A 21,862-nucleotide genomic window follows, 5' to 3' on the forward strand; every position below is an offset into this window, starting at 1 on the left:
GGTGGCTCAGTGACGCGCGGGGCGGCCGGGCCGACGCTGGTGCTGGTGCTGGCGGTCGGGGTGCTCGTCGCCGCCGGTGTCACGCTGCTGCTGGAACGCAGCCTGACCCGGATCCTGCTCGGCATCATCCTGCTCGGCAACGGCGTGAACCTGCTCATCCTGCTGGGCGGGCGGTCCGGCGCCGCTCCGCTGGTCGGTACCGCCCCGCAGCGGGAGATGAGCGACGCGCTGCCGCAGGCCATGGTGCTCACCGCCGTGGTGATCACGTTCGGGCTGACCGCGTTCCTGCTCGCTGTCGCGTACCGGAGCTGGTACACCAGCGGCGACGACGAGGTGCAGGACGACCTGGAGGACCGGCAGATCGTCCGGCTCGCCGAGAGCAACGAGGTGTCCACCGCGGACCTCGGCGGTGAGGGCCCGGACGACGACCCGGAGCAGGTGGACCCGGAGCCGGCCCGCCGGCGGTTGCGCCGGGACGGGGAAGCCCAATGAGCGCCCTGGTGCCGCTGCCGGTGGTGGTGCCGCTGCTCGGCGCGGCGCTCACCCTCGTGCTGTCCGGCCGGCCCCGCCTGCAACGGTCGATAAGCGTCCTCTGCCTGTCCAGCGTCCTGGTGGTGGCGGCGGTGCTGCTGGTGCAGGCGTACCGGTTCGGGCCGGTGGTGGTGCAGGTGGGCGGCTGGCCGGCGCCGGTGGGCATCGTGCTGGTCGCCGACCAGCTGGCGGCGCTGATGGTGCTCGTCTCCTCGGCGGTGACGCTGTGCGTCCTGCTCTACTCGATCGGCCAGGGCCGGGGGGAGACCGGGGAGACCGCGCCGGTGAACATCTACCACCCCACGTACCTGGTGCTCACCGCGGGCGTGACGAACGCCTTCCTGGCCGGGGACCTGTTCAACCTGTTCGTCGGCTTCGAGATCCTGCTGGCCGCGAGCTTCGTGCTGATCACGCTGGGCGGCACCGAGGTGCGGTTGCGGACCGGATCGACGTACGTGGTGGTCAGCATCCTGTCGTCGCTGCTGTTCCTGTCCGCGGTGGGGCTGGTGTACGCGGCCACCGGCACGCTGAACATGGCCCAGCTCGCCGGTCGGCTGGACGCGCTGCCGTCGGGCGTACGCCTGACCCTGCAACTGATGCTGCTGCTCGCGTTCGGGATCAAGGCGGCGGTGTTCCCGCTGTCGGCGTGGCTGCCGGACAGCTACCCGACCGCGCCCGCGCCGGTGACGGCGGTCTTCGCCGGCCTGCTCACCAAGGTCGGCGTGTACGCGATCATCCGCACCGAGACGCTGCTGTTCCCCGGCGGCCAGGTCGCCACGCTGCTGATGGTGGTGGCCGGGCTGACCATGGTGGTCGGCATCCTCGGCGCGGTGGCCCAGTCGGACCTGAAGCGGCTGCTGTCCTTCACGCTGGTCAGCCACATCGGCTACATGATCTTCGGGGTGGCGCTGAGCACCGTCGCCGGCCTGTCCGGGGCGATCTTCTACGTGGTGCACCACATCACCATCCAGACCACGCTGTTCCTGGTCGCCGGCCTGGTCGAGGAACGCGCGGGCAGCACCGACCTGCGCCGCATCGGCGGCCTGGCCCGGATCGCCCCGATGCTCGGCGTGCTCTTCTTCGTCCCCGCGATGAACCTCGCCGGCATCCCGCCGTTCTCCGGCTTCCTCGGCAAGCTCGGGCTGCTCCAGGCGGGCGTCGCAGCGGGCGGGACGCTGCCCACGGTGCTGGTCGCGGCCGGTACGCTGACCAGCCTGCTCACGCTCTACGCGGCCTCCCGGGTGTGGAACATCGCGTTCTGGCGGGAGCCCCGGCTGGCCACCACCACCCCGCCGGCCCGGCTGCCCGGACTGATGGTCGGGGCCACCACCGCCCTGGTCGCGCTCGGTGTGCTGTTCACGTTGGTGGCCGGGCCGCTGTTCCAGGTCACCGCCGACGCGGCCACCGACCTGCGCGAGCGCACCCCGTACGTGCGGGCGGTCCTGCCCCGGGACGTGCCGTGACCGACGACCTGCCCCCGGGCGGAGGCGCGACCGGTGAGCCCGCCGGCGTATCCCGTGCGGCGCCCGCCCCGGACGCGCCGACGGCGACCGTCGGGCGGGGCGGGCGGCGGCGGGACCAGGCGCTGGCACTCGGCTGGCTGGTCGCCGCCTGGCTGCTGCTGTGGGGCGACGTCTCCCTGGGCAACGTGATCGCCGGACTGGTGGTCGGCGTGGCCGTGCTGCTGTTCTTCCCGCTGCCGCCGGTCACCTTCGGCGGCCGGGTACGCCCCCGCGCGCTGCTGGTGTTCGCGGCGACGTTCGTCGCGGAACTGGTCAGCGCCAGCGTGCACGTGGCAGCCGTGGCGCTGCGTCTCGGCTACCGCCCGCGCGGCGCGATCATCGCGGTGCCGCTGCGCGTGCGCACCGACCTCAACCTCGCGCTCACCGCCGAGGTGATCTCGCTGGTGCCGGGCACGCTGATCCTCGACGTCGACCGGGCCGCGGGCGTGCTCTACGTGCACGTGCTCGACGTGCGCGGACCCGAGGACATCACCGGCAGCCGCGAGCGGGTGCTCGCCGTCGAACGGCGCATCGTCCGCGCCATCGGATCTCCCGACGAGGTACGCCGGCTCGACCTCGCACCCGACGAACGGAGGAACCACCCGTGACAGTCCTGCTCGCCGTCGCGTTGACCGTGCTGCTCTCGGCCACCGCGCTGCTCGCCCTGGCCCGGATCTACCGGGGCCCGTCCCTGCTCGACCGGGTCGTCGGCGCCGACCTGCTGCTGTCGGCGATGCTCGCCGCGGTGGGGGCGGAGGCCGCCGTGAACCGGCACGCCACCACGCTGCCCGTGCTGGTGGTGCTCTCGCTGCTCGGCTTCATCGGGTCGGTGTCGCTGGTGCGCTTCGCGGTCCGGGCTGAAGCGTGAGCGCGAGGAGTGAGCCGGTTTTGCGAGCCCCGCAGTCGCGAACGAAAGGAGGCTCCCTGTGAGCGCGAGGAGTGAGCCGGTTCTGCGAGCCCCGCAGTCGCGAACGAAAGGAGGCTCAGCCTGATGGCCGGCGCGGTCGCGGACTGGGTGGGTGGGGTGCTGCTGCTGGCCGGTGCGGTGCTGGCCCTGGTCGCCGGCATCGGGCTGGTGCGCTTCCCGGACGTGCTGGACCGGATGCACGCGGCCACCAAGCCGCAGGTGCTGGGCGTCCTGCTGTTGCTGGCCGGGCTGGCGCTGCGTCTGCGTACCCCGTCGGACCTGGGCATGCTGGTCCTGGTGGCGATCTTCCAGCTCTCCACCGCGCCGGTGGCCGCGCAGATGATCGGCCGGGCCGCGTACCGCTCCGGGCGGGTCGACCGGACGCTGCTGGACGCCGACGAGCTGGCCGGACGCTGAACCGGACGTGCGGGAGGCTTCCCGGCACCCTCAGCGAACGTCCAGCGGGTACCGATAAAATGGGCCGCATGATCGACTCTCCTGCCCCGGAGGGCAGCAGTAGCCGGCCGGGTAATACCCGGCGAATTCCTTCCCCGACGACCCCGGGAGCCCTGAACCTCCCGTGTTGATCCTCGTCGGTCTCCTTCTCATCACCGTCCTCACCGCCGCCACCGGTTACTTCGTGGCCCAGGAGTTCGGTTACGTCGCCGTGGACCGTGGCAAGCTCAAGCAGCTCGCCGACGGTGGCGACCGTGCCGCGGCCCGGGCCCTGGAGGTGACCGGGCGGCTCTCCTTCATGCTGTCCGGCGCCCAGCTCGGCATCACCGTGACCGCCCTGCTCGTCGGTTACGTCGCCGAGCCGTTCCTCGGCGCCGGGCTGGCCGACCTGCTCGGCCTGGCCGGGCTGTCCAGCGCGGTCACGCTGCCGTTGTCGGTGGCGCTCGCCCTGGTCATCGCCACCGTCGTGCAGATGGTCCTGGGTGAGCTGGCCCCGAAGAACCTGGCCATCGCGCGGGCCGTGCCGCTCGCCCGGGCGCTGTCCCGGTCCACCCTGATCTACCTGAAGATCGCCGGTCCGCTGATCACGCTGTTCGACCGGGCCGCCGTACGGCTGCTCCGCCGCATCGGCATCGAGCCGATCGAGGAGCTGCCCAGCGGCGCCACCCCGCAGGACCTGGAACAGATCATCGCCGAGTCCCGGGAGGAGGGGCACCTCGACGCCGAGATGTCCGACCTGCTGGACCGGGGTCTGGACTTCCGGGAGCTGACCGCCGGGGAGGCGATGGTGCCGCGCGTCGACGTGCACACCATCCGGGCCGACGAGCCGGTCAGCCGGATCGTCGAGCTGCTGGACACCGGCCACTCCCGGTTCCCGGTGAGCGGCGCCGAGGGCGTCGACGACCTGGTCGGCGTGGTCGGCATCGCCGACGTGCTCGGGGTGCCCCCGGCGCAGCGCGCGACCACCCGGGTCGACGCGGTGGCCGTACCCCCGTTGCTGGTGCCCGAGACGCTGCCGCTGCCGACGGTGCTGGACCGCCTGCGGTCCGGGCACCGGCAACTCGCCTGCGTGGTCGACGAGTACGGCGGCTTCGCCGGCGTGATCACGCTGGAGGACCTGGCCGAGGAACTGGTCGGGCCGATCCGCGACGAGGACGACCCGCCGGACCGGGCCGCGGCGCGGCAGGAGGACGGCTCCTGGGTGGTCCCGGCGCGCTGGCGCATCGACGAGGTCGCCGACAGCACCGGCATCGAACTGCCCGAGGCGCCCGAGTACGACACGCTCTCCGGTCTGGTGATGCGGGAGCTGGGCCGGGTGCCCGAGGTCGGTGACCGGCTGGAGATCCCGGTCGCCGCGGACGGCGACGAGCCGGCCGGCGGCCCGCGGGTGCTGGTCGAGGTGCTGGCGGTGGACCGGCACGTGGCCGACTCGGTGCGGCTGCGGCCCGCCGCCTCGGTGTCCGGGGAGGGTTCCGCATGAGCCCCGGATTCGCGTTGTTCTTCTCCGTGGTGCTGCTGGCGCTCAACGGGTTCTTCGTGGCCGCCGAGTTCGCGCTCGTCGCCTCCAAGCGGTACCGCCTCGAACAGGCGGCCGCCGGTGGCGGCCGGGCGGCCCGCGCGGCGCTGGACGGCGTCCGCGAGCTGAGTCTGATGCTGGCCGGCGCGCAGCTCGGCATCACGCTGTGCACGCTGGGTCTGGGCGCGCTGGCCGAACCGGCCATCGAGCACCTGCTCAGCCCGCTGCTGCACGCGGTCGGCCTGCCCGAGGCGGTCAGCCACGTGGTGGCGCTGGTGTTCGCGCTGTCGCTCGTGACGTTCCTGCACCTGGTGGTCGGCGAGATGGCCCCGAAGTCGTGGGCGATCACCGACGCGGAGCGGTCGGCGATGCTGCTGGCGCTGCCGTTCCGGGCGTTCGCCCGGATCGCCCGGCCCGTGCTGTCCCTGCTCAACGGGCTCGCGAACGCGATGCTGCGCCTGTTCGGGGTGCAGCAGCAGGACCAGCTCGCCCAGGTGCACGGCCCGGACGAGCTGCGCATCCTGCTGGAGCAGTCCCGGGAACACGGGCTGCTCGGCGCCGAGCAGCACCAGCTGCTGACCAGCATGCTGGAACTCCAGGGCACCACGGTCGCCCAGGTGATGGAGCCGTTCGACCGGATCGTCACGGTGGGCCGGAGTGAGACCGCCGAGCGGATCGAGCACGTCTCCCGCGACAGCGGCCGGTCCCGGCTCGCCGTGGTCGACACCGGTGGTGAGGTGTGCGGCCTGGTGCACGTACGCGAGGCGGTGCGCGCCGTCACCACCGGCCGCCCGGCGACCGCGGAGGAGCTGATGACCAGCGCCTTCACGCTGCCGGCCGAGGCGTCGGTGACCGAGGCGGTGGCCGCCATGCGGGCACGGCAGGCGCAGCTCGCGCTGGTGAGCAACGGTGGCGGGCCGACCCGGCCGATCGGGTTCGTCGCGCTGGAGGACCTCCTGGAGGAGGTCATCGGCGAGTTCGACGACGAGACCGACCCGGTGCCGCGAGGCCGCCGGATGCGCTGACCGTCGTGATCCGTACCGGCCCGGCGAGGTGGGAGACCACCTCGCCGGGCCGGCGTCGTTCCGGCGGGGCATGGCCGGGCGGGCAGCGGGAAAGCCCCGGCATGCGGTTGACCGGGGTGTCGCGGGACTCCGCCTGGACCGGGCTCTCGGTGAGCACCACGCTGCCCAACCCGAGCACCCGGCCGGGCCTGCGCCTGCCGGGCCGGGTGACGCTCGCCGCCGGCGGCTCGGACGTACCGGTCCGGCACATCCGGCTCGGGCTGGTCACCCAGGTCGAACCGGAGGACCCGGAGGCGCCGCGCCGCCTGGTGCAGTTCCAGACGTGGACGATCGCGGGACGGTTCGTGGTGCCGGCCGGACGGCGGCGGGCCGTCGAGTTCGCCGTGCCGCTGCCGTGGGAGTCGCCGGTGACCACGTACGGCGGGGTGCCGTTGCTGAGCCTGCGTACCGGGCTGCGCACCGAGGTGTCGGTGGATCCGGAGGTGGACCAGGGCGCGATGGTGCCGGTGCTGATCCACCCGCTGCCCACCCAGGAGCACGTGCTCGCCGCACTGGACACGCTCGGCTTCGCGATCCGGCAGGCCGGGCTGCGCGAGGGACGGCTGCCGGGGGTGGAGCAGACGCTGCCGTTCCAGCAGTGGTACGGCTTCTGGGCCGCCCCGCTCTACGCCGGCCCGATGACCGAACTCGAAATGATCATGCTGACCGACTCGGCCGGCATGGAGGTGCTGCTCTGGCTGGACCGGCGGCTCTCCCTGGCCGGGATCACCCACCAGAGCATCAGCCGGTTCCGGGTCTGGCACGCCGGTGCCGACGAGCGCGACTGGGTGGCCACTGTGGACGGCTGGCTGCGGCACGCCATCGACAGGCACGCGGCCGCCGCCGCACACGCCGACTGGTCGGCCACGATCCGCGAGTCGGCGCACGTCAGCCGCCCGCCCGACCGTCCGGTCGCGCCCGGTTACGGCCTCGGGGGTACGGCCGGCGGCGCGGGCATCGGCGGTGGCGGCGGAGGCGGCGACGGGACGTGACCGGCGCCGCCGGTCAGCCGGCGGCGAGCTTCAAACTGAAGCCGAGGAACAGCACCGCGACGGCAGTCGTGCCGCTCGCGGCGAGCCGGCGGCGCTGCCGGAACTGGGCCGCCAGGTACGTGCCGGTGAAGATCAGCACGGTCAGGTAGATCGCGCTGGCGACCTGCGCGATCAGCCCGAGCAGCAGGAACGACAGCGCCGGCCACGCGTACCGGGGGTCGACGAACTGGATGAAGAACGAGACGAAGAACAGGATCGCCTTCGGGTTGAGCAGGCTGATCACCAGCGCCCGCCGGAACGGCTCCCGCTGTTCCGCCGGCTCCACCTCGTCGATCAGGCGCGGCGTGGCCGGGTCGTTGCGGTCGCGCCAGCGCCGCCACGCGCCGCGCAGCATGGCCAGCCCGAGATACCCGAGGTACGCCGCCCCGGCGTACTTGATCACCAGGTAGAGCGGGGGATACGCCTGGAGCAGCGAGGCCACACCGGCGGCGGAGAGCACCATCAGCACCGCGTCGCCGACGAACACCCCGGCGGCGGCCCGGTAGCCGGTGGCCACGCCCCGGCGGGCGGCGGTGGCCAGCACGAAGAGCGAGTTGGGGCCGGGCAGCAGCACGATCGCCACGGTGCCCAGCACGTACGTCCAGATGTCGGTGATCCCCAGCACGCCGGACATCATGACGCCGCGCCCGCCGTCGGGCGAAGCCTTTCCCGCAGGCTGACCTGTGCGTTCGGCCACTCCTGCGCGAGCATCGAGTACTGCACGGTGTCCCGCCAGGAGCCGTCGGCACGCTGCTTGTGCTGCCGCAGCACGCCCTCGCGGCTCGCGCCGAGCCGTTCGATGGCCCGCTGCGAGCGGTCGTTGCGGATGTCGGTGTGCCAGACCACGCGGACGGCGTCGAGGTCGTCGAAGGCCCGGCCCAGCAGCAGCAGCTTCGCCTCGGTGTTGACGCCGGTACGCCACCAGGGGCGGCCCAGCCAGGTGTAGCCGATCGCCAGCGACCGGCGGACCGGGTCGATCTCGTAGTAGGAGGTCGTGCCGATCACCGCGCCGGTGACGGCACAGCGCTGCGTCCAGCACACCTGCTCGCCGCGTTCCTGGGCGTCCAGGTAGGCGGCGACCACCCGGCGCATCTCGGCGGCGTCGGCCGGCTGCGTACCGCCCAGGTGCCGCCACACCTGCGGGTCGGCGGTGGCGGCGTACAGCTCGTCGGCGTGGGCGAGGTCGAGCGGCTCCAGCACGACGTGCTCGCCGCGCAGCACCGCCGGCTCGTGCCACGGCGAGCGGGCCGGGCGCAGGTACGCCGGCACCGGCGCGTTCACCCCGGGTGCGGGTTCGGGGCGGCCCGGCGTGAGCCGCAGCGGCACCACACCGGCCCAGTACGGCAGCGCCTCGTCGGCCGGCTCGTCGTTGACGCCGCCGGTGCGCATCCGTACCGACACCTCGCGCAGCGGCAGCGCCAGCACGGCGGTCTCGGCCAGTTCGCGCCGGTTCGGCGGGCGGCTGTCGGCGGACCGGCCGGCGGCGACCTTCTCCACCAGCGCGGTCAGCACCGCCGCCTTCTCGCCGGCGTCGTCGACCAGGTGGGCGGTGCCGTGCGCCACCACCGACCGGTAGTTGGCGCTGTGGTGGAACTGGGAGCGGGCGTAGATCAGCCCGTCGAGGTGGGTGACGGCGACGCAGACCCTCAGCCCGGCCTCGCCCCGGGCGGCGAGCAGCGGCCGGCTGCCGGTGGATCCGTGCAGGTAGAGGGTGTCGCCGATGCGCACGTGCAGGGTCGGCAGGATGCGCGGCTCACCGTCCACCGTGAACGACAGCGCGCAGTGGTACGCCTCGTCGAGCAGCGCGTGCGCGGTGGCCCGGTCGTAGTGCATCCGGTCGCGGGTGCGGGTGGCGGTGGTGCGTTCGGTCGGGGCGTACACGTGACATCCCACCTTTGTTCTAGTACAATGTCGGAACTGTGGCAGCACAATATCAGGTGACCGGCTCGACGTCCGCCGCGATTTCGGCAAGCGTCGAATCCGGCATCCGCACCGGCGATCTCGCCCCCGGCGACGCCCTGCCCGCCGTCCGTGCGCTCGCCGCCGAGCTGGACGTCAGCCCGGCCACCGTCGCGAAGGCGTACCAGGAACTGCGGCAACGCGGCCTGGTGGCGACCGCCGGCCGGCACGGCACCCGGGTCCGCCCCCGCCCGCCGGTCGCCGGTCGCCGCGCCGCGTTGCTGCCCCCGCCGCTGCCCGGCGGCCGTGACCTCTCCGCCGGCCAGCCCGACCCCCGGCTGCTGCCCCCGCTCGGCCCGCACCTGGCAGCGCTCGCCACCGAGATCGGACCCCCCGGTGGGTACGCGACCGACGCCGTGCTGCCCGAGCTGGCCGCCCTGGCCCGGGACCGGCTCGCCGCCGATCGCGTGCCGGCCGGTGAGCTGACCGTCACCGGCGGCGCGCTCGACGGCATCGAACGGCTGCTCGCCGCCCACCTGCGCCCCGGCGACGCGGTGGCGGTGGAGGACCCGGGCTGGGCCAACCTGCTCGACCTGATCGCCGCGCTCGGGCTGCGTACCGTCGGGGTGCCGGTGGACGACGAGGGCCCCACCGTCGGCGGCGTCCGGGCGGCGCTCACCGCCGGAGTCCGGGCGCTCGTGGTGACCAGCCGGGCGCAGAACCCGACCGGCGCCGCCGTCTCCGCCGACCGGGCCGGCGCGCTGCGGACGCTGCTCGCCGGCCGGGCCGACCTGCTGCTGATCGAGGACGACCACGCCGCCGAGCTGGCCCGCGTACCCCTGCACCCGCTCGCCGGGGCGACCCCGGCGTGGGCCTTCGTCCGGTCGGTGAGCAAGCCCTACGGGCCCGACCTGCGGCTCGCGGTGCTGACCGGCGACGAGGCCACAGTGGCCCGGGTGGCCGGGCGGGCGCGGGTCGGCGCCGGCTGGGTCTCCACGGTGCTGCAACGCCTGGTCGTGTCGCTGTGGCGCGACCCGGCCACCGCCGAGCTGGTCCGGCGCGCGGCGGACAGCTACGACAGGCGGCGCGACGGGCTGGTGGCCGCGCTCGCCGCGCGCGGGACGGTCGCGCACGGGCGTACCGGGATCAACGTCTGGGTGCCGGTGCCCGACGAGACGGTGGCGATCACGACGTTGCGCGACGCCGGGTGGTCGCTCGCCCCCGGCGGCCTGTACCGGATCGCCGCCGCCCCCGCCGTGCGCGTCTCGGTGGGCGCGCTGGACGAGGCCGACATCCCGGCGCTCGCCGACGCCCTCACCGCGGGAAGGAAGGGCCCCCTCCTAACGCATTCGGTATAGGAAGGGCCCCTTCTCAACACCTCCGGACAGCGCGGCGGGCCGCTCGCGTGCGCACCGCCGGACGGGGTAGAACGATCGGCATGGCCGAGACCGAGAGCGCACCCGGAGCACAGGAGTTCATCCCGCCGTCGGCGGACACCATCGACGAACTACGCGCCGCGGCGGGCGACTGCCGGGGCTGTGAGCTGTACCGGGAGGCCACCCAGACCGTCTTCGGCCGCGGCGACGAGCACGCGCGGGTGGTCTTCGTCGGCGAGCAGCCGGGCGACATCGAGGACCAGAAAGGGCTGCCGTTCGTCGGGCCGGCCGGGCGGCTGCTGCGCAAGGCCGTCGACGACGCGGCGCTCGACCCCGCCCAGATCTACCTGACGAACGCCGTGAAGCACTTCCGCTTCGAGCTGCGCGGCAGGCGGCGCATCCACCAGACCCCGGACCGCGTGCACGTCACCGCTTGCCGGCCTTGGCTGGTCGCCGAGTTCGCCCGGCTGCGTCCGGAGATCGTGGTGGTGCTCGGCGCCACCGCCGCCAAGGCGCTGCTCGGCCCGAGCTTCCGGGTGACGAAGCAGCGCGGCGAGCTGCTGCCCTGGCCCGCCGCCGCGCAGCACCCGGAGGACTTCGAGCGCGTGCCGGTCGACCGGACGGGCGCTGTCGCCGACGCCCCGGCGGCCCGGCTGCTCGCCACCATCCATCCGTCCGCGGTGCTGCGCGCCGACAACCAGGACGTGGCGTACGAGGGCCTGGTCGCCGACCTGAAGGTGGCCGCCAAGGCGCTCAAGAAGTGATCTTGCCGAACACGTCCTTGGCGACGATTCGCCCGTCCCGGACCCGGTAGACGTCCAGCCCGCGAAGCACGGTGCCGTCCTCGGCCGGCGGCCAGGCCCACTCGCAGACGGCGCGGTCGCCGGTGGCCCAGACCGCGCCGAGTGCCGGACCGTCGCCGGGACCGAGCTGCCCGGCGAAGACCTCGGCCACCGCCGCCCGGCCCCGTACCGTGCCGGCCGGCCCGTCCCAGGCGTTCGGGCAGTAGGTGACGTCCTCGGCCAGGCAGGCCGACACCGCGGCCAGGTCACCCCGCAGCCAGGCCGCGTTGAACTCCTCGATCAGCGCGTGTGCGTCCACATCGGGCACGCTAGCGCCGGGCCGCGCGCGCCGCTGCCCCGGTCTCAGGGGCGCTGCTGCCAGGTGCAGAGGCAGACCCGGTTGCCGTCCGGGTCGGCGAGCACCCAGAAGCTCGGCGCCTCCGCGTCGCTGACCAGCGTCCCGCCCGCCGCCAGCGCCGCCGCGATGCGCGCCTCCACCTCGGCCGGGTCGACCCACACGTCCGGGTGCCACCGCTGCCGGGGCTCGTCGAGGCCGGAGCGCTGGAACCAGACCGTCGGCAGCACGCCGTCCGGGTCGCGTACCTCGTCGTCGTCCGGGCCCCGGCCGTCCGGCGACTGCCAGGTCAGGACCGCCCGCCAGAACGGCAGCACCGCCGCGTGCTCCGGGGTGTCCAGCGCGAGTTCCAGGCGGGCCAGCCCGGCGGCCGACAGGGTCAGCCCGGCGTCCGCGGCCAGGGCCGCGATCGTCCGGGCCAGCCGCAGGTCACGCTGGGTCACGCCACCCGCGTCGTGCGACCACAGCCGCACGTCCACATGGGTGTAGCGCAGGTCCAGATCGGGATGATGATCGACCCGCTCGGCCTCCGCGCCGACCGCGGCCACCAGCGCCAGTCCGGCCGCGAAATCGGGGGTACGGATGCGCGTCTGCAACGCCCCCAGCAGGTACGTCCACCCGTCCAGCCCGGCCTCGGCGACCTGCTTCCCCGTGAGTGTGCTCATCCGGCCATCCTGGTCCACCGCGCGGCGGCGGACCAGCCCCGCTCACCCCTGTCCGGGGCGGCTGAGCGGTGCCAGACTTGCCGACATGGAGCAGCATCTCTACGAGCCCGTCCACGACGAGTTCCGCGACCTGTGCCGCCGGTTCCTGACCCGGGAGGCGGTGCCGCACCACGAACGCTGGGAGGCCGACGGGATCGTCGACCGGGAGGTCTGGCGGTCCGCCGGCGCGGCCGGGCTGCTCGGCCCGGACGTCGACCCCGAGTACGGCGGCGGCGGGCAGCGCGACTTCCGGTTCAACGCGGTGCTGGACGAGGAGGTCGTCGCGTCCGGGTGCTCGGGTCTGGGGTTCGGCCTGCACAACGACGTGGTCGCGCCGTACCTGACCGAGCTGACCACCGGCGACCAGCGCAAGCGGTGGTTGCCGGGCTTCTGCTCCGGCGACCTGGTCACCGCGATCGCGATGAGCGAGCCGGGCGCGGGCAGCGACCTGGCCGGCATCCGCACCAGCGCGGTCCGCGACGGCGACAGCCTGGTCCTCAACGGGCAGAAGACGTTCATCACGAACGGTGAGATGGCCGACCTGGTGGTCGTGGTGGTCAAGACCGCGCCCGAGCAGGGCGCGCACGGGGTGAGCCTGGTCGTGGTGGAGAGCGGCACGCCGGGCTTCAGCCGGGGCCGTCGCCTGGCGAAGGTCGGATTGAAGGCCAACGACACCGCCGAGCTGTTCTTCGACGACTGCCGGGTGCCGGCGGAGAACCTGATCGGCACCGAGAACCACGGCTTCTACCACCTGATGGCCAACCTGCCCCGGGAACGGCTCAGCATCGCCGTGGCAGCGGTGGCGGCCTGCGAGAAGCTGCTCGCGCTCACCATCGAGTACGCCCGCTCCCGGGAGGCGTTCGGCCGGCCGATCGGCCGGTTCCAGCACAACCGGTTCCTGCTGGCCGAGCTGGACACCGAGGTCACCATCGCGCGGACCTTCGTCAACCACTGCATCGCCGAGTTCAACGCCGGCCGCCTGTCGGTGACCGACGCCGCGAAGGCCAAGTGGTGGACCACCGAGTTGCAGACCAAGGTGGCCGACCGGTGCGTGCAGTTGCACGGCGGCTACGGCTTCATGGCGGAGTACCCGGTGGCCAAGGCGTGGCTGGACAGCCGGGTGCAGACCATCTACGGCGGCACCACCGAGATCATGAAGGAGATCATCGGCCGGGGCCTCGGCCTGTAGCGAAACCGGGTGCCGGCCGGGCGGGCCGGTGCGGGAGGATGGGGCACCCGTCCCCACCAGGAGCGCCGCATGTCCACCGACCTGACCGCGCCGGCCCCGCCCCGGCCCGACGTCGCCGGCATCCAGCGGCGTACCGTCCGGCTGCTGTTCCTCACCCAGATCATCGGCGGCATCGGCGTCACCATCGGCATCTCGGTCGGCGCGTTGCTCGCCGCCCGGGTCGCCGGCACCGCCCTGGCCGGGCTGGCGCAGAGCGCCGGTGTGGTCGGCGCCGCGCTGCTCGCCATCCCGGTCACCCGGCTCATGACCGCGCGTGGCCGGCGGCCGGGGCTGGTCCTCGCGTACGCGGTCGGCGCGGTCGGCGGCGTGCTGGTGGTGGTCGCCACCGCGACGCGCCTGGTGCCGCTGCTCTTCGTCGGCATGCTGCTGTTCGGCGGCGGCACGGCGGCCAACCTCCAGGCCCGCTACACGGCGGTGGACCTGGCCGAGCCGCACCGCCGGGGACGGCAGCTCTCGCTGGTCGTGTGGGCCACCACCATCGGCGCGGTGGCCGCGCCGAACTTCGCCGCGCTCGCCGACGAGACCACCCGTGGCTGGGGCCTGCCGGCGCTGGCCGGCCCGTTCGCCTTCAGCGCCGTCGCGTTCACGCTCACCGCCGTCGTACTCCTGGTCCTGCTCCGGCCGGACCCGCTGCTCACCGCGCGCCGGCTGACGGCGGCCGAGCCGGCGGTGGGCGCCGCACCGGCTGTCGCCCGCCGCGGTGGCATGGCCGCCGCGTGGCGCACGGTACGCGGGCGGCCGGCCGCCCGCCTCGGCATCGCCGCTGTCGCGGTGGGGCACCTGGTGATGGTCGCGGTGATGTCGATGACCCCGGTGCACCTCGGCGAGTGGCACTCCGACGCGGACGTCCTGCCGGTGGTCGGCCTGGTGCTGAGCCTGCACATCGCCGGCATGTACGCGCTGTCGCCGGTGGTGGGGTGGCTCACCGACCGGTTCGGCCGGCGGCCGGTGATCCTCGGCGGGGTCGCGCTGCTGCTGGCCGCGTGCGCGGTCTCCGGCACCGCGGGGCACAGCACACCGCTGCTGTCGGTGGGGCTGACGCTGCTCGGGCTGGGCTGGTCGGGCACGATGGTGGCGGGCTCGACGCTGCTGTCGGAGTCGGTGCCCACCGCCGACCGGCCCGGCGTGCAGGGCCTGTCCGATCTGCTCATGGGGCTGGCCGGGGCGGGTGCGGCGGCGGCGAGCGGGTTCGTCATGCGGGCCGTGGGGTACCCGACGCTCACCCTGCTGGCGGCGATCGCGGTGGTGCCGCTGGTGGCGCTGGCACTGCGCCGTACCGGCACGGCACCACTCGACGAGGAGGACTGAACACGTGCGGCTGACCGACTTCTGGACGCGGCTGGAGGAGGCGTTCGGGCCCGGCTACGCGGCCAGCATCGCCAGGGACCAGGTGCTGTCCCAGCTCGGCGGGCGGACCATCGAGCAGGCGCTCGCGGCCGGTGAGCAAACGCACGTGGTCTGGCGTGCCGTGGTCGCCGCGTATCCCGACCGGGTGCCCGCCCGACTACGCTGAGCAGCCTTTTCATCGATCCCGCGTGTCGCTTGCCCAGTCGTACACCTGTTCGGCTATTGTCCACAGCGGGGTGCTCGTCCACAGCTCACGGCCCGTCGGCTGGTTTTCTGTCGGACCCAGCGCCTAGCGTGTCCCGCGTGACGCGAAGCTCAGGAAAGACGCCGGCGAAGGCAGGGGTGGCAACGATGGCAGCAGGGCCTGACCGGGAGAAGGCGCTCGACCTTGCTCTCGCTCAGATCGACAAGCAATTCGGCAAGGGTTCGGTGATGCGGCTGGGGGAGCGGCCCGTCGTGCAGACGGCTGTCATCCCGACCGGCTCCATCGCGCTCGACGTGGCGCTCGGCGTGGGCGGTCTGCCCCGCGGCCGGGTGGTCGAGATCTACGGTCCGGAGTCCAGCGGTAAGACCACCGTCGCGCTGCACGCGGTGGCGAACGCCCAGCGGGCCGGCGGCATCGCCGCGTTCATCGACGCGGAGCACGCGCTCGACCCGGAGTACGCACGGGCCCTCGGCGTCGACACCGACGCCCTGCTGGTCTCCCAGCCGGACACCGGCGAGCAGGCGCTGGAGATCGCCGACATGCTGGTGCGCTCCGGCGCGATCGACATCATCGTGATCGACTCGGTGGCGGCCCTGGTGCCGCGCGCCGAGATCGAGGGCGAGATGGGCGACAGCCACGTCGGTCTCCAGGCCCGGCTGATGAGCCAGGCGCTGCGGAAGATCACCGGTGTGCTCAACAACACCGGCACCACCGCGATCTTCATCAACCAGCTCCGCGAGAAGATCGGCGTGATGTTCGGCAGCCCGGAGACCACCACCGGTGGCCGGGCGCTGAAGTTCTACGCCTCGGTCCGGCTCGACGTGCGCCGCATCGAGAGCCTCAAGGACGGCACCGACGTGGTCGGTAACCGCACCCGGGTCAAGGTCGTGAAGAACAAGGTCGCCGCGCCGTTCAAGCAGGCCGAGTTCGACATCATGTACGGCAAGGGCATCTCCCGCGAGGGCTCGCTGATCGACGTCGGCGTGGAGCAGGCGATCATCCGCAAGTCCGGCGCCTGGTACACCTACGACGGTGACCAGCTCGGCCAGGGCAAGGAGAAGGCCCGCGAGTTCCTCCGCGAGAACCCGGACGTGGCGGCCGAGATCGAGAAGAAGATCCTGGAGAAGCTCGGCGTCGGCACCGGTGGTGCCGGTGACGCCGCCGGTGGCCCGGAACTGCCGCCGGTCGACTTCTGATCCGCTGACCCGTGGCAGGACGACGCGCCCGTACGGGCCGGGGCTGGGATGCCGGCCCACCCCGTACGGGCGACGCCACAGGTACGCCCCGGCCTCGCCGGGGACGCCGTGATCGCGCGGCGGAGCCCGATGCAGGGGAGGCTCCGGCTCCGCCGCGCGACGAGGCCGAGGTGGCCCGGGAGATCTGCCTGCGGCAGCTCGCGGTGCGCCCGCGCACCCGGGCCGAGCTGGCCGGCGCGTTGGCCCGGCGCGGCATCTCCGAGGAGGTCGCCGAGCAGGTCCTCGACCGGTACGACGAGGTCGGCATCGTCGACGACGCCGCCTTCGCCCGCGCCTGGGTGAGCAGCCGGCACAACGGCCGCGGGCTGGCCCGCCGGGCGCTCGCCAACGAGCTGCGCCAGCGCGGCGTCGACGGCGAGGTGGCCGGCGCGGCACTGGACGGGCTGGACGACGAGACCGAGGCGCAGACCGCCCGTGCCCTGGTGGACCGCAAGCTGCGCACCGCCAGGGGCGAGCCGGACGCGGTGTTCCGGCGCCTGGTCGGCATGCTGGCGCGCAAGGGCTACCCGGCCGGGGTGGCGATCCGGGCGGTGAAGGACGCGCTCGCCGCGCAGAGCGCCGAGGCGGCCGAGTTCGCCGAGCACATCGACGCGGACGCGCTGGCCGACGCCGAGCACGACCTCGACTCCCGCCGGCTCGACTGACCGACCGGCGGCCGGTGTCGCGGTCGCCGTCCCGAGGGGAGGCGCACACCGTGCTGAAGGCGTGTCTCAACGGCACCCGACGCCGGGACGAGCACCCCGCCGTGCCGCTCACCCCGGCCGAACTGGCCGCCGACGCGGTGCGCTGCGCGGCCGCCGGGGTGGCGGCGGTGCACGTGCACCCGCGCGACGAGGCCGGAGTCGAGTCGCTCGACCCGGCGGTGATCGCCGCTGCGGTCACCGCCATCCGGGCCGCCCGTCCCGGCCTGCCGGTCGGCGTGAGCACCGGCGCCTGGATCGTCCCCGACCCGGCCGTGCGGGTCGCCGCCGTCCGTGCCTGGACGGTGCTGCCCGACTTCGCCTCGGTCAACGCCCACGAACCCGGGGCGGCCGAGGTCGCCGCCGCCCTGCACGAGCGCGGCGTGATGGTCGAGGCCGGCCTGTGGACGCCGGCGGCGGTCGACGCCTGGCGCGGCTGGTCCGCGCCCGCCGGGCGGGTCCTCGTCGAGTGCATGGCCGAGCAGGTCGAGACGGCTCTCGCCGACGCGGCGTCGATCCTCGCCGCGCTGCCCGACGGGCACCCGCCGGTGCTGCTGCACGGCGAGGGCCCGGCCACCTGGCCGGTGTACGCGGAGGCAGTCCGGCGGGGTCTGCACACCCGGATCGGCTTGGAGGACACGCTGCTGCTGCCCGACGGCACCCAGACCCCCGACAACACCACCCTGGTAACCACAGCCCGCACCACCGCCGCTCCCTGACCCACCCCGCCCACCCCACCCACCCGGCCCACCCCGCCCGCCCCCGCCCCCGCCCCCGCTCGCTCCCGCTCGCTCCAGTCCGGTCGATCATGAAGTTGACGGCACCTCCCGTCCGTTTTGTCCAGGCCAACTTCATGATCACGCCCGTCAACCTCATGATCGTGCGGGGAGGGGGGTGGGGGTGCCCTCACGTGCCTGCGACGGGCCGGGTGGCCCAGCGCGGTGATCAAGGGGTTTGTGTCACCCGAAGGCCCGTGGAGTGACGTCAACTCCTTGATCGTGTGGGCGAGTGGCGGGCGGCGTCGATGGGGGAGGGGGCCTGAGCAGGTCGGGAGCGGCGAGCAGTGGCGCCGGAGGGCGGGGTTTGTCCGGGCCTGTCCGGCATCTGATCACCACTGAGTGACGCCGCAACTTCTCTCCGTCCGGGTGGTTTGATCATGACTCCTTGACCGAACGGCCCCTCGCGACCTAGCCTCGCCATACAGGCTCACTTTGCCCGACCAGCGCAGGCTAAGCGCACAACATAGATCTCGTAACAGAACAGCATCACTTTGGCCAGCTACACCGGCCCTTGACGGAAGCTCCGGAACCTTTCGCAGCCTCCGACAACTGCAACCGGCCGCCAGCGGTGCCCCATGAGGGACACCGCCGACGGAAAGCTGCCCACAGCCAGCCGCTCCGGTCGGGCGTCCAGAGCCGCAGGCGCGTGTCCTTCGCGCGTGTCCTGCGGCGCCGACGTTTCAGGGGGAGGCGGCCATGGCAGGGCGGCACAGGTTCACCGGCGGTCTGCCACACGGCCCCGAACCCGCATCGGCGGGCGACAACCCGGCTACCGGGCATCGGCGGGCGAGTGTGCCCGCGTACCGGTGCGGAGCGGCTCGATGAGCGCCTTCGACATCGTCCTCCTCCTGGTCGTGCTGCTGCTGGTCGTGGTGGTGGTCGGCGCCGTGCTGTTCGGCGTGCGTACCCTCAAGCGGCTCAGCCTGGCGCCCGCGCCGGAGGACCCGGCGTTCATCGCGGAGAAGGACCGGCAGGAGCAGTCCCTCGCGGCGTTGCGGACGGCCGCCGACGAGGTGAACAGCACCATCGACGTGGCGAAGTCCGCTGCCTCCGCGGCGCGGGCCGAGGCGGCCGCCGCCAAGGCGGAGGCGAAGGCGGCGCGGGCCGAGGCGCGGCGGGTGCTCGACGACGCCCGCGCCGAGGCCGACACGGTGCTGGAGCGCGCGCACAAGCAGGCCGAGGCGGACGCCGAGCAGTTGCGCGCCGCGGCACGGCGCAGCGGCGAGCGGGAGGTGGCGGTGCTGGCCGCCACCACCCGGGAGCAGGCGGCCGAGGTGGAACGCCGCGCCGCCCGGATGGACGAGCGGGAGCGGCTGCACACCGAGGAGGTGGAGCGGCTGGCCGAGCGGGAACGGCAGCTCACCGCCGCCACCGCGGCGCTCGCCGCCCGGGAGGCCGCCCTGGCCGAGCGCGAGCGGGTGCTGACCGAGGTGGAGGAGCAGCGCCGCCGGGAGCTGGAGCGGGTGGCCGGCCTGACCGCCGACGCGGCCCGCGCCGAGCTTGTCGAGTCGATCGAGGGGCAGGCGAAGCGGGAGGCCGCGCTGCTGGTCCGGGAGATCGAGGCGGACGCCCGGGGCAGCGCCGAGCAGCGTGCCCGCAACATCGTCGTGGACGCCATCCAGCGGGTCGCCAGCGAGCAGACCGCGGAGAGCGTGGTCAGCGTGCTGCACCTGCCCGGCGACGAGATGAAGGGGCGCATCATCGGCCGCGAGGGGCGCAACATCCGCGCCTTCGAGTCGGTCACCGGCGTCAACCTGATCATCGACGACACGCCCGAGGCGGTGCTGCTGTCCTGCTTCGACCCGGTACGCCGCGAGGTCGGCCGGGTCACGCTGGAGAAGCTGGTGCTGGACGGCCGGATCCACCCGCACCGGATCGAGGAGGTCTACGACCTGGCCCGGCAGGAGGTCGAGGAGCTGTGCCTCCGGGCCGCCGAGGACGCGCTGGTCGAGGTCGGCATCACCGAGATCCACCCGGAGCTGGTCACGCTGCTGGGCCGGTTGCGCTACCGCACGTCGTACGGGCAGAACGTGCTCAAGCACCTGGTGGAGACCGCGCACATCGCCGGGGTGATGGCCGCCGAGCTGCGGCTGGACGTGCCGACGATCAAGCGGTGCGCGTTCCTGCACGACATCGGCAAGGCGCTCACCCACGAGGTCGAGGGCAGCCACGCGATCATCGGCGCGGACGTGGCCCGCAAGTACGGCGAGAGCGAGGACGTGGTGCACGCCATCGAGGCGCACCACAACGAGGTGCCGCCGCAGACCATCGAGGCGGTGCTGACCCAGGCGTCTGATGCCTGCTCGGGCGGGCGGCCGGGTGCGCGGCGGGAGAGCCTCGAGGCGTACGTCAAGCGGCTGGAGCGGATCGAGGAGATCGCGGCCGGCAAGCTGGGCGTGGAGAAGGTCTTCGCCATGCAGGCGGGCCGGGAGATCCGGGTGATGGTCAAGCCGGACGACGTGGACGACATCGGCGCGGCGGTGCTGGCCCGGGACGTGGCCAAGCAGATCGAGGAGGAGCTGACCTACCCGGGTCAGATCCGGGTGACAGTGGTGCGCGAGTCGCGGGTCACCGAGATCGCCCGCTGAGCGGCGGGCGGACAACGGAGAACGGGCGGGTGGGGTTCTCCCCACCCGCCCGTTTCGTGTCCGTCGGACGACGTCAGCTCAGAGCGACGTGGCGCCGGTGCCACCGTCGGTCTGCGTCGCCGGCAGCGGCTTGGCCGCGGTGCGCGGAAGCCGGGTCAGTCGCTTCTGCAACCACCAGGCCAGCACCGACAGCAGGCCGCAGATGCTGATGTAGATGGCCGCGACGATCAGGTACGTCGGCACGTACGGCAGGCCGAACGCCAGCCGGCCGCCGATCTGCTTGCCCACGAAGAGCAGCTCCGGGTACGTGATGATGAAGCCGAGCGCGGTGTCCTTGAGCAGGACGACGAGCTGGCTCACGATCGCCGGGAGCATCGACCGGAACGCCTGCGGCAGCAGGATCAGCCGGAGCACCTGGTTCTTGCGCATGCCGATCGCGTACGCGCCCTCGGACTGCCCGTACGGCACGGCGTTGATGCCGGCGCGGAAGATCTCCGCCAGCACCGAGCCGTTGTAGAGCGTCAACCCGATGACCAGCGCCCAGAACTTGTCGATCGGCCAGCCGTACTGCAACGGCACGTAGTAGCCGAAGAAGATCAGGATCAGCAGCGGGATGGCCCGGAACAGCTCCACCACGAACGTGGCGGGAGCGCGGAACAGCACCTTGTCGCTGAGCCGGGCGCTGGCGAAGAACGCGCCGAACAGCAGCGCCAGCACGGTGGCGACGGCGGCGACCTTCAGTGTGGCCCAGAGGCCGTTCAGCAGTTCCCGCTGCACGGCCGCGTACTGGAACTGCTCCCACTTGCGGGCCTCGAACTGGCCGGTCTCGTTGAACTTGTAGACCACGAACGCGATCAGCGCCACGATCGCCGCGATCGAGACGATGCCGAGGATCCGGTTGCGCATCCGGGCCTTCGGGCCGGGGATGTCGTAGAGGACGCTGCTGCTGCTCATCGGGCCACCGCCCACTTGCGCTCGAGGATCCGCTGGAGCACCACCAGCGGGATGATCAGGATGAGGAAGCCGATCACGATCCAGGTGAGCACGATGAACTGCGGCTCACCCCGTTCCGACATGTACGCCGGGATGGCGCCGGCTTCCAGCACGGAGAAGCCGGCGGCGATCGTGGTGTTCTTCAGCATGGCGATGAGCACGCTCATCATGGGCGGGACCATGGCCCGCAGCGCCTGCGGCAGCACGATCAGCGTCAGCACCTGGGCGAACGTCATGCCCAGCGCGCGGGCCGCCTCGGCCTGGCCGGTGGCGACGGTGTTCACGCCGGAGCGGACCACCTCGCAGATGAACGCCGAGGTGTACGCGATCAGCGCGATGCAGGCGCTGTTGAAGTAGTCGATGTTGACGTCCAGCTTCGGCACCGCGAAGACGAGGAACGCGAACACCAGCGTCAGGGGAGTGTTGCGCACCAGGTTGACGTAGGTGGCGCCGAACGCCCGCAGCGCGGGCACCGGGGACACCCGCATCGCGCCGAGCAGCATGCCGAGGACGAGACTGCCGACGCCGGCGATCAGGAACAGCTTGACGGTGTTGAAGAACCCCTCGCGGAACAGGCTCGCGTTGTCCGTCAGGACGCGGAAGAACTCGCCCATACCTCGCTCTCACTCTCTCCAGACGGGA

General features: G+C 73.2%; 23 protein-coding genes. 17 read left to right on the top strand and 6 right to left on the bottom strand.

Annotation, left to right across the window (positions count from 1 at the left end; translation table 11 throughout):
* Positions 1-9 precede the first annotated feature (9 nt).
* From SM452_RS13025 to SM452_RS13060, 8 genes are all read left to right on the top strand, one after another.
* Positions 10-492, top strand: a complete 483-nt coding sequence (locus SM452_RS13025; protein WP_047894325.1) for a Na(+)/H(+) antiporter subunit C — start codon at positions 10-12, stop codon at positions 490-492.
* Entirely contained in the window at positions 489-1,994 is a 1,506-nt protein-coding gene (locus tag SM452_RS13030) for a Na+/H+ antiporter subunit D (RefSeq protein WP_262013597.1), read from the top strand. The genes SM452_RS13025 and SM452_RS13030 overlap by 4 nt, the downstream gene beginning before the upstream one ends.
* Positions 1,991-2,641, top strand: a complete 651-nt coding sequence (locus SM452_RS13035; RefSeq protein WP_463839988.1) for a Na+/H+ antiporter subunit E — start codon at positions 1,991-1,993, stop codon at positions 2,639-2,641. The genes SM452_RS13030 and SM452_RS13035 overlap by 4 nt, the downstream gene beginning before the upstream one ends.
* A complete protein-coding gene (locus SM452_RS13040; protein ID WP_013284715.1) occupies positions 2,638-2,901 on the top strand; it encodes an MrpF/PhaF family protein in 264 nt (87 codons plus the stop codon). Before SM452_RS13035 ends, SM452_RS13040 begins: the two co-directional genes overlap by 4 nt.
* A 123-nt stretch (positions 2,902-3,024) precedes the next feature.
* Positions 3,025-3,357: a monovalent cation/H(+) antiporter subunit G gene (mnhG, locus tag SM452_RS13045; protein WP_262013595.1), complete on the top strand. Its 333-nt coding sequence runs from the start codon at positions 3,025-3,027 to the stop codon at positions 3,355-3,357.
* A gap of 163 nt (positions 3,358-3,520) precedes the next feature.
* Complete coding sequence (locus tag SM452_RS13050; RefSeq protein ID WP_262013594.1) at positions 3,521-4,876, top strand: hemolysin family protein; 1,356 nt, start codon at positions 3,521-3,523, stop codon at positions 4,874-4,876.
* Positions 4,873-5,937, top strand: coding sequence for a hemolysin family protein (locus SM452_RS13055; protein ID WP_262013593.1), 1,065 nt, complete (start codon positions 4,873-4,875; stop codon positions 5,935-5,937). Before SM452_RS13050 ends, SM452_RS13055 begins: the two co-directional genes overlap by 4 nt.
* A 101-nt stretch (positions 5,938-6,038) precedes the next feature.
* Entirely contained in the window at positions 6,039-6,968 is a 930-nt protein-coding gene (locus SM452_RS13060; protein WP_355507024.1) for a sporulation protein, read from the top strand.
* A 13-nt stretch (positions 6,969-6,981) separates the two neighbouring features.
* Here the strand turns inward: SM452_RS13060 and leuE are convergent, their stop codons facing one another.
* Positions 6,982-7,644, bottom strand: coding sequence for a leucine efflux protein LeuE (gene leuE / locus SM452_RS13065; protein WP_262013591.1), 663 nt, complete (start codon positions 7,642-7,644; stop codon positions 6,982-6,984).
* Complete coding sequence (locus SM452_RS13070; protein ID WP_463839989.1) at positions 7,641-8,888, bottom strand: bifunctional pyridoxamine 5'-phosphate oxidase family protein/GNAT family N-acetyltransferase; 1,248 nt, start codon at positions 8,886-8,888, stop codon at positions 7,641-7,643. The genes leuE and SM452_RS13070 overlap by 4 nt, the downstream gene beginning before the upstream one ends.
* A 38-nt stretch (positions 8,889-8,926) precedes the next feature.
* Here SM452_RS13070 and SM452_RS13075 point away from each other — a divergent pair, with 38 nt between their 5' ends.
* Both SM452_RS13075 and SM452_RS13080 read left to right on the top strand, forming a co-directional pair.
* Positions 8,927-10,264, top strand: coding sequence for an aminotransferase class I/II-fold pyridoxal phosphate-dependent enzyme (locus tag SM452_RS13075; RefSeq protein ID WP_463839990.1), 1,338 nt, complete (start codon positions 8,927-8,929; stop codon positions 10,262-10,264).
* Positions 10,265-10,344: 80 nt separating this feature from the next.
* On the top strand, positions 10,345-11,046 hold the full coding sequence (locus tag SM452_RS13080; RefSeq protein ID WP_262013588.1) for a UdgX family uracil-DNA binding protein: 702 nt from the start codon (positions 10,345-10,347) through the stop codon (positions 11,044-11,046).
* Here SM452_RS13080 and SM452_RS13085 read toward each other — a convergent pair.
* Together SM452_RS13085 and SM452_RS13090 are read right to left on the bottom strand one after the other, a co-directional pair.
* Positions 11,036-11,383, bottom strand: coding sequence for a nuclear transport factor 2 family protein (locus SM452_RS13085; protein ID WP_355507034.1), 348 nt, complete (start codon positions 11,381-11,383; stop codon positions 11,036-11,038). The genes SM452_RS13080 and SM452_RS13085 overlap by 11 nt on opposite strands.
* 44 nt (positions 11,384-11,427) lie before the next feature.
* On the bottom strand, positions 11,428-12,084 hold the full coding sequence (locus SM452_RS13090; RefSeq protein WP_355507037.1) for a 4a-hydroxytetrahydrobiopterin dehydratase: 657 nt from the start codon (positions 12,082-12,084) through the stop codon (positions 11,428-11,430).
* Between the two features lie 85 nt (positions 12,085-12,169).
* Between SM452_RS13090 and SM452_RS13095 the strand changes: the two genes are divergently transcribed.
* From SM452_RS13095 to rny, 7 genes are all read left to right on the top strand, one after another.
* Positions 12,170-13,312 carry an acyl-CoA dehydrogenase family protein gene (locus SM452_RS13095; protein ID WP_463839991.1) on the top strand — a complete coding sequence of 381 codons (1,143 nt, stop codon included), beginning with the start codon at positions 12,170-12,172 and terminating at the stop codon, positions 13,310-13,312.
* A 69-nt stretch (positions 13,313-13,381) separates the two neighbouring features.
* Positions 13,382-14,680, top strand: a complete 1,299-nt coding sequence (locus tag SM452_RS13100; RefSeq protein ID WP_463839992.1) for an MFS transporter — start codon at positions 13,382-13,384, stop codon at positions 14,678-14,680.
* A 4-nt stretch (positions 14,681-14,684) separates the two neighbouring features.
* On the top strand, positions 14,685-14,885 hold the full coding sequence (locus SM452_RS13105; protein WP_030504158.1) for a DUF3046 domain-containing protein: 201 nt from the start codon (positions 14,685-14,687) through the stop codon (positions 14,883-14,885).
* 185 nt (positions 14,886-15,070) lie between these two features.
* On the top strand, positions 15,071-16,120 hold the full coding sequence (gene recA / locus SM452_RS13110; RefSeq protein ID WP_013284729.1) for a recombinase RecA: 1,050 nt from the start codon (positions 15,071-15,073) through the stop codon (positions 16,118-16,120).
* Between the two features lie 11 nt (positions 16,121-16,131).
* On the top strand, positions 16,132-16,824 hold the full coding sequence (locus SM452_RS13115) for a regulatory protein RecX (protein WP_355507047.1): 693 nt from the start codon (positions 16,132-16,134) through the stop codon (positions 16,822-16,824).
* 50 nt (positions 16,825-16,874) lie between these two features.
* Complete coding sequence (locus SM452_RS13120) at positions 16,875-17,579, top strand: 3-keto-5-aminohexanoate cleavage protein (protein ID WP_463839993.1); 705 nt, start codon at positions 16,875-16,877, stop codon at positions 17,577-17,579.
* A gap of 881 nt (positions 17,580-18,460) precedes the next feature.
* On the top strand, positions 18,461-20,227 hold the full coding sequence (rny, locus tag SM452_RS13125; protein ID WP_463839994.1) for a ribonuclease Y: 1,767 nt from the start codon (positions 18,461-18,463) through the stop codon (positions 20,225-20,227).
* Positions 20,228-20,305: 78 nt separating this feature from the next.
* Here the strand turns inward: rny and SM452_RS13130 are convergent, their stop codons facing one another.
* Together SM452_RS13130 and SM452_RS13135 are read right to left on the bottom strand one after the other, a co-directional pair.
* A complete protein-coding gene (locus SM452_RS13130; protein WP_463839995.1) occupies positions 20,306-21,181 on the bottom strand; it encodes an amino acid ABC transporter permease in 876 nt (291 codons plus the stop codon).
* The gene (locus SM452_RS13135; protein WP_194802967.1) at positions 21,178-21,834 is read right to left on the bottom strand and encodes an amino acid ABC transporter permease; all 657 of its coding nucleotides are present in this window, start codon (positions 21,832-21,834) and stop codon (positions 21,178-21,180) included. Before SM452_RS13135 ends, SM452_RS13130 begins: the two co-directional genes overlap by 4 nt.
* Positions 21,835-21,862: the final 28 nt, after the last annotated feature.

The sequence above is a fragment of the Micromonospora sp. SYSU B005 genome (genome assembly GCF_055362685.1).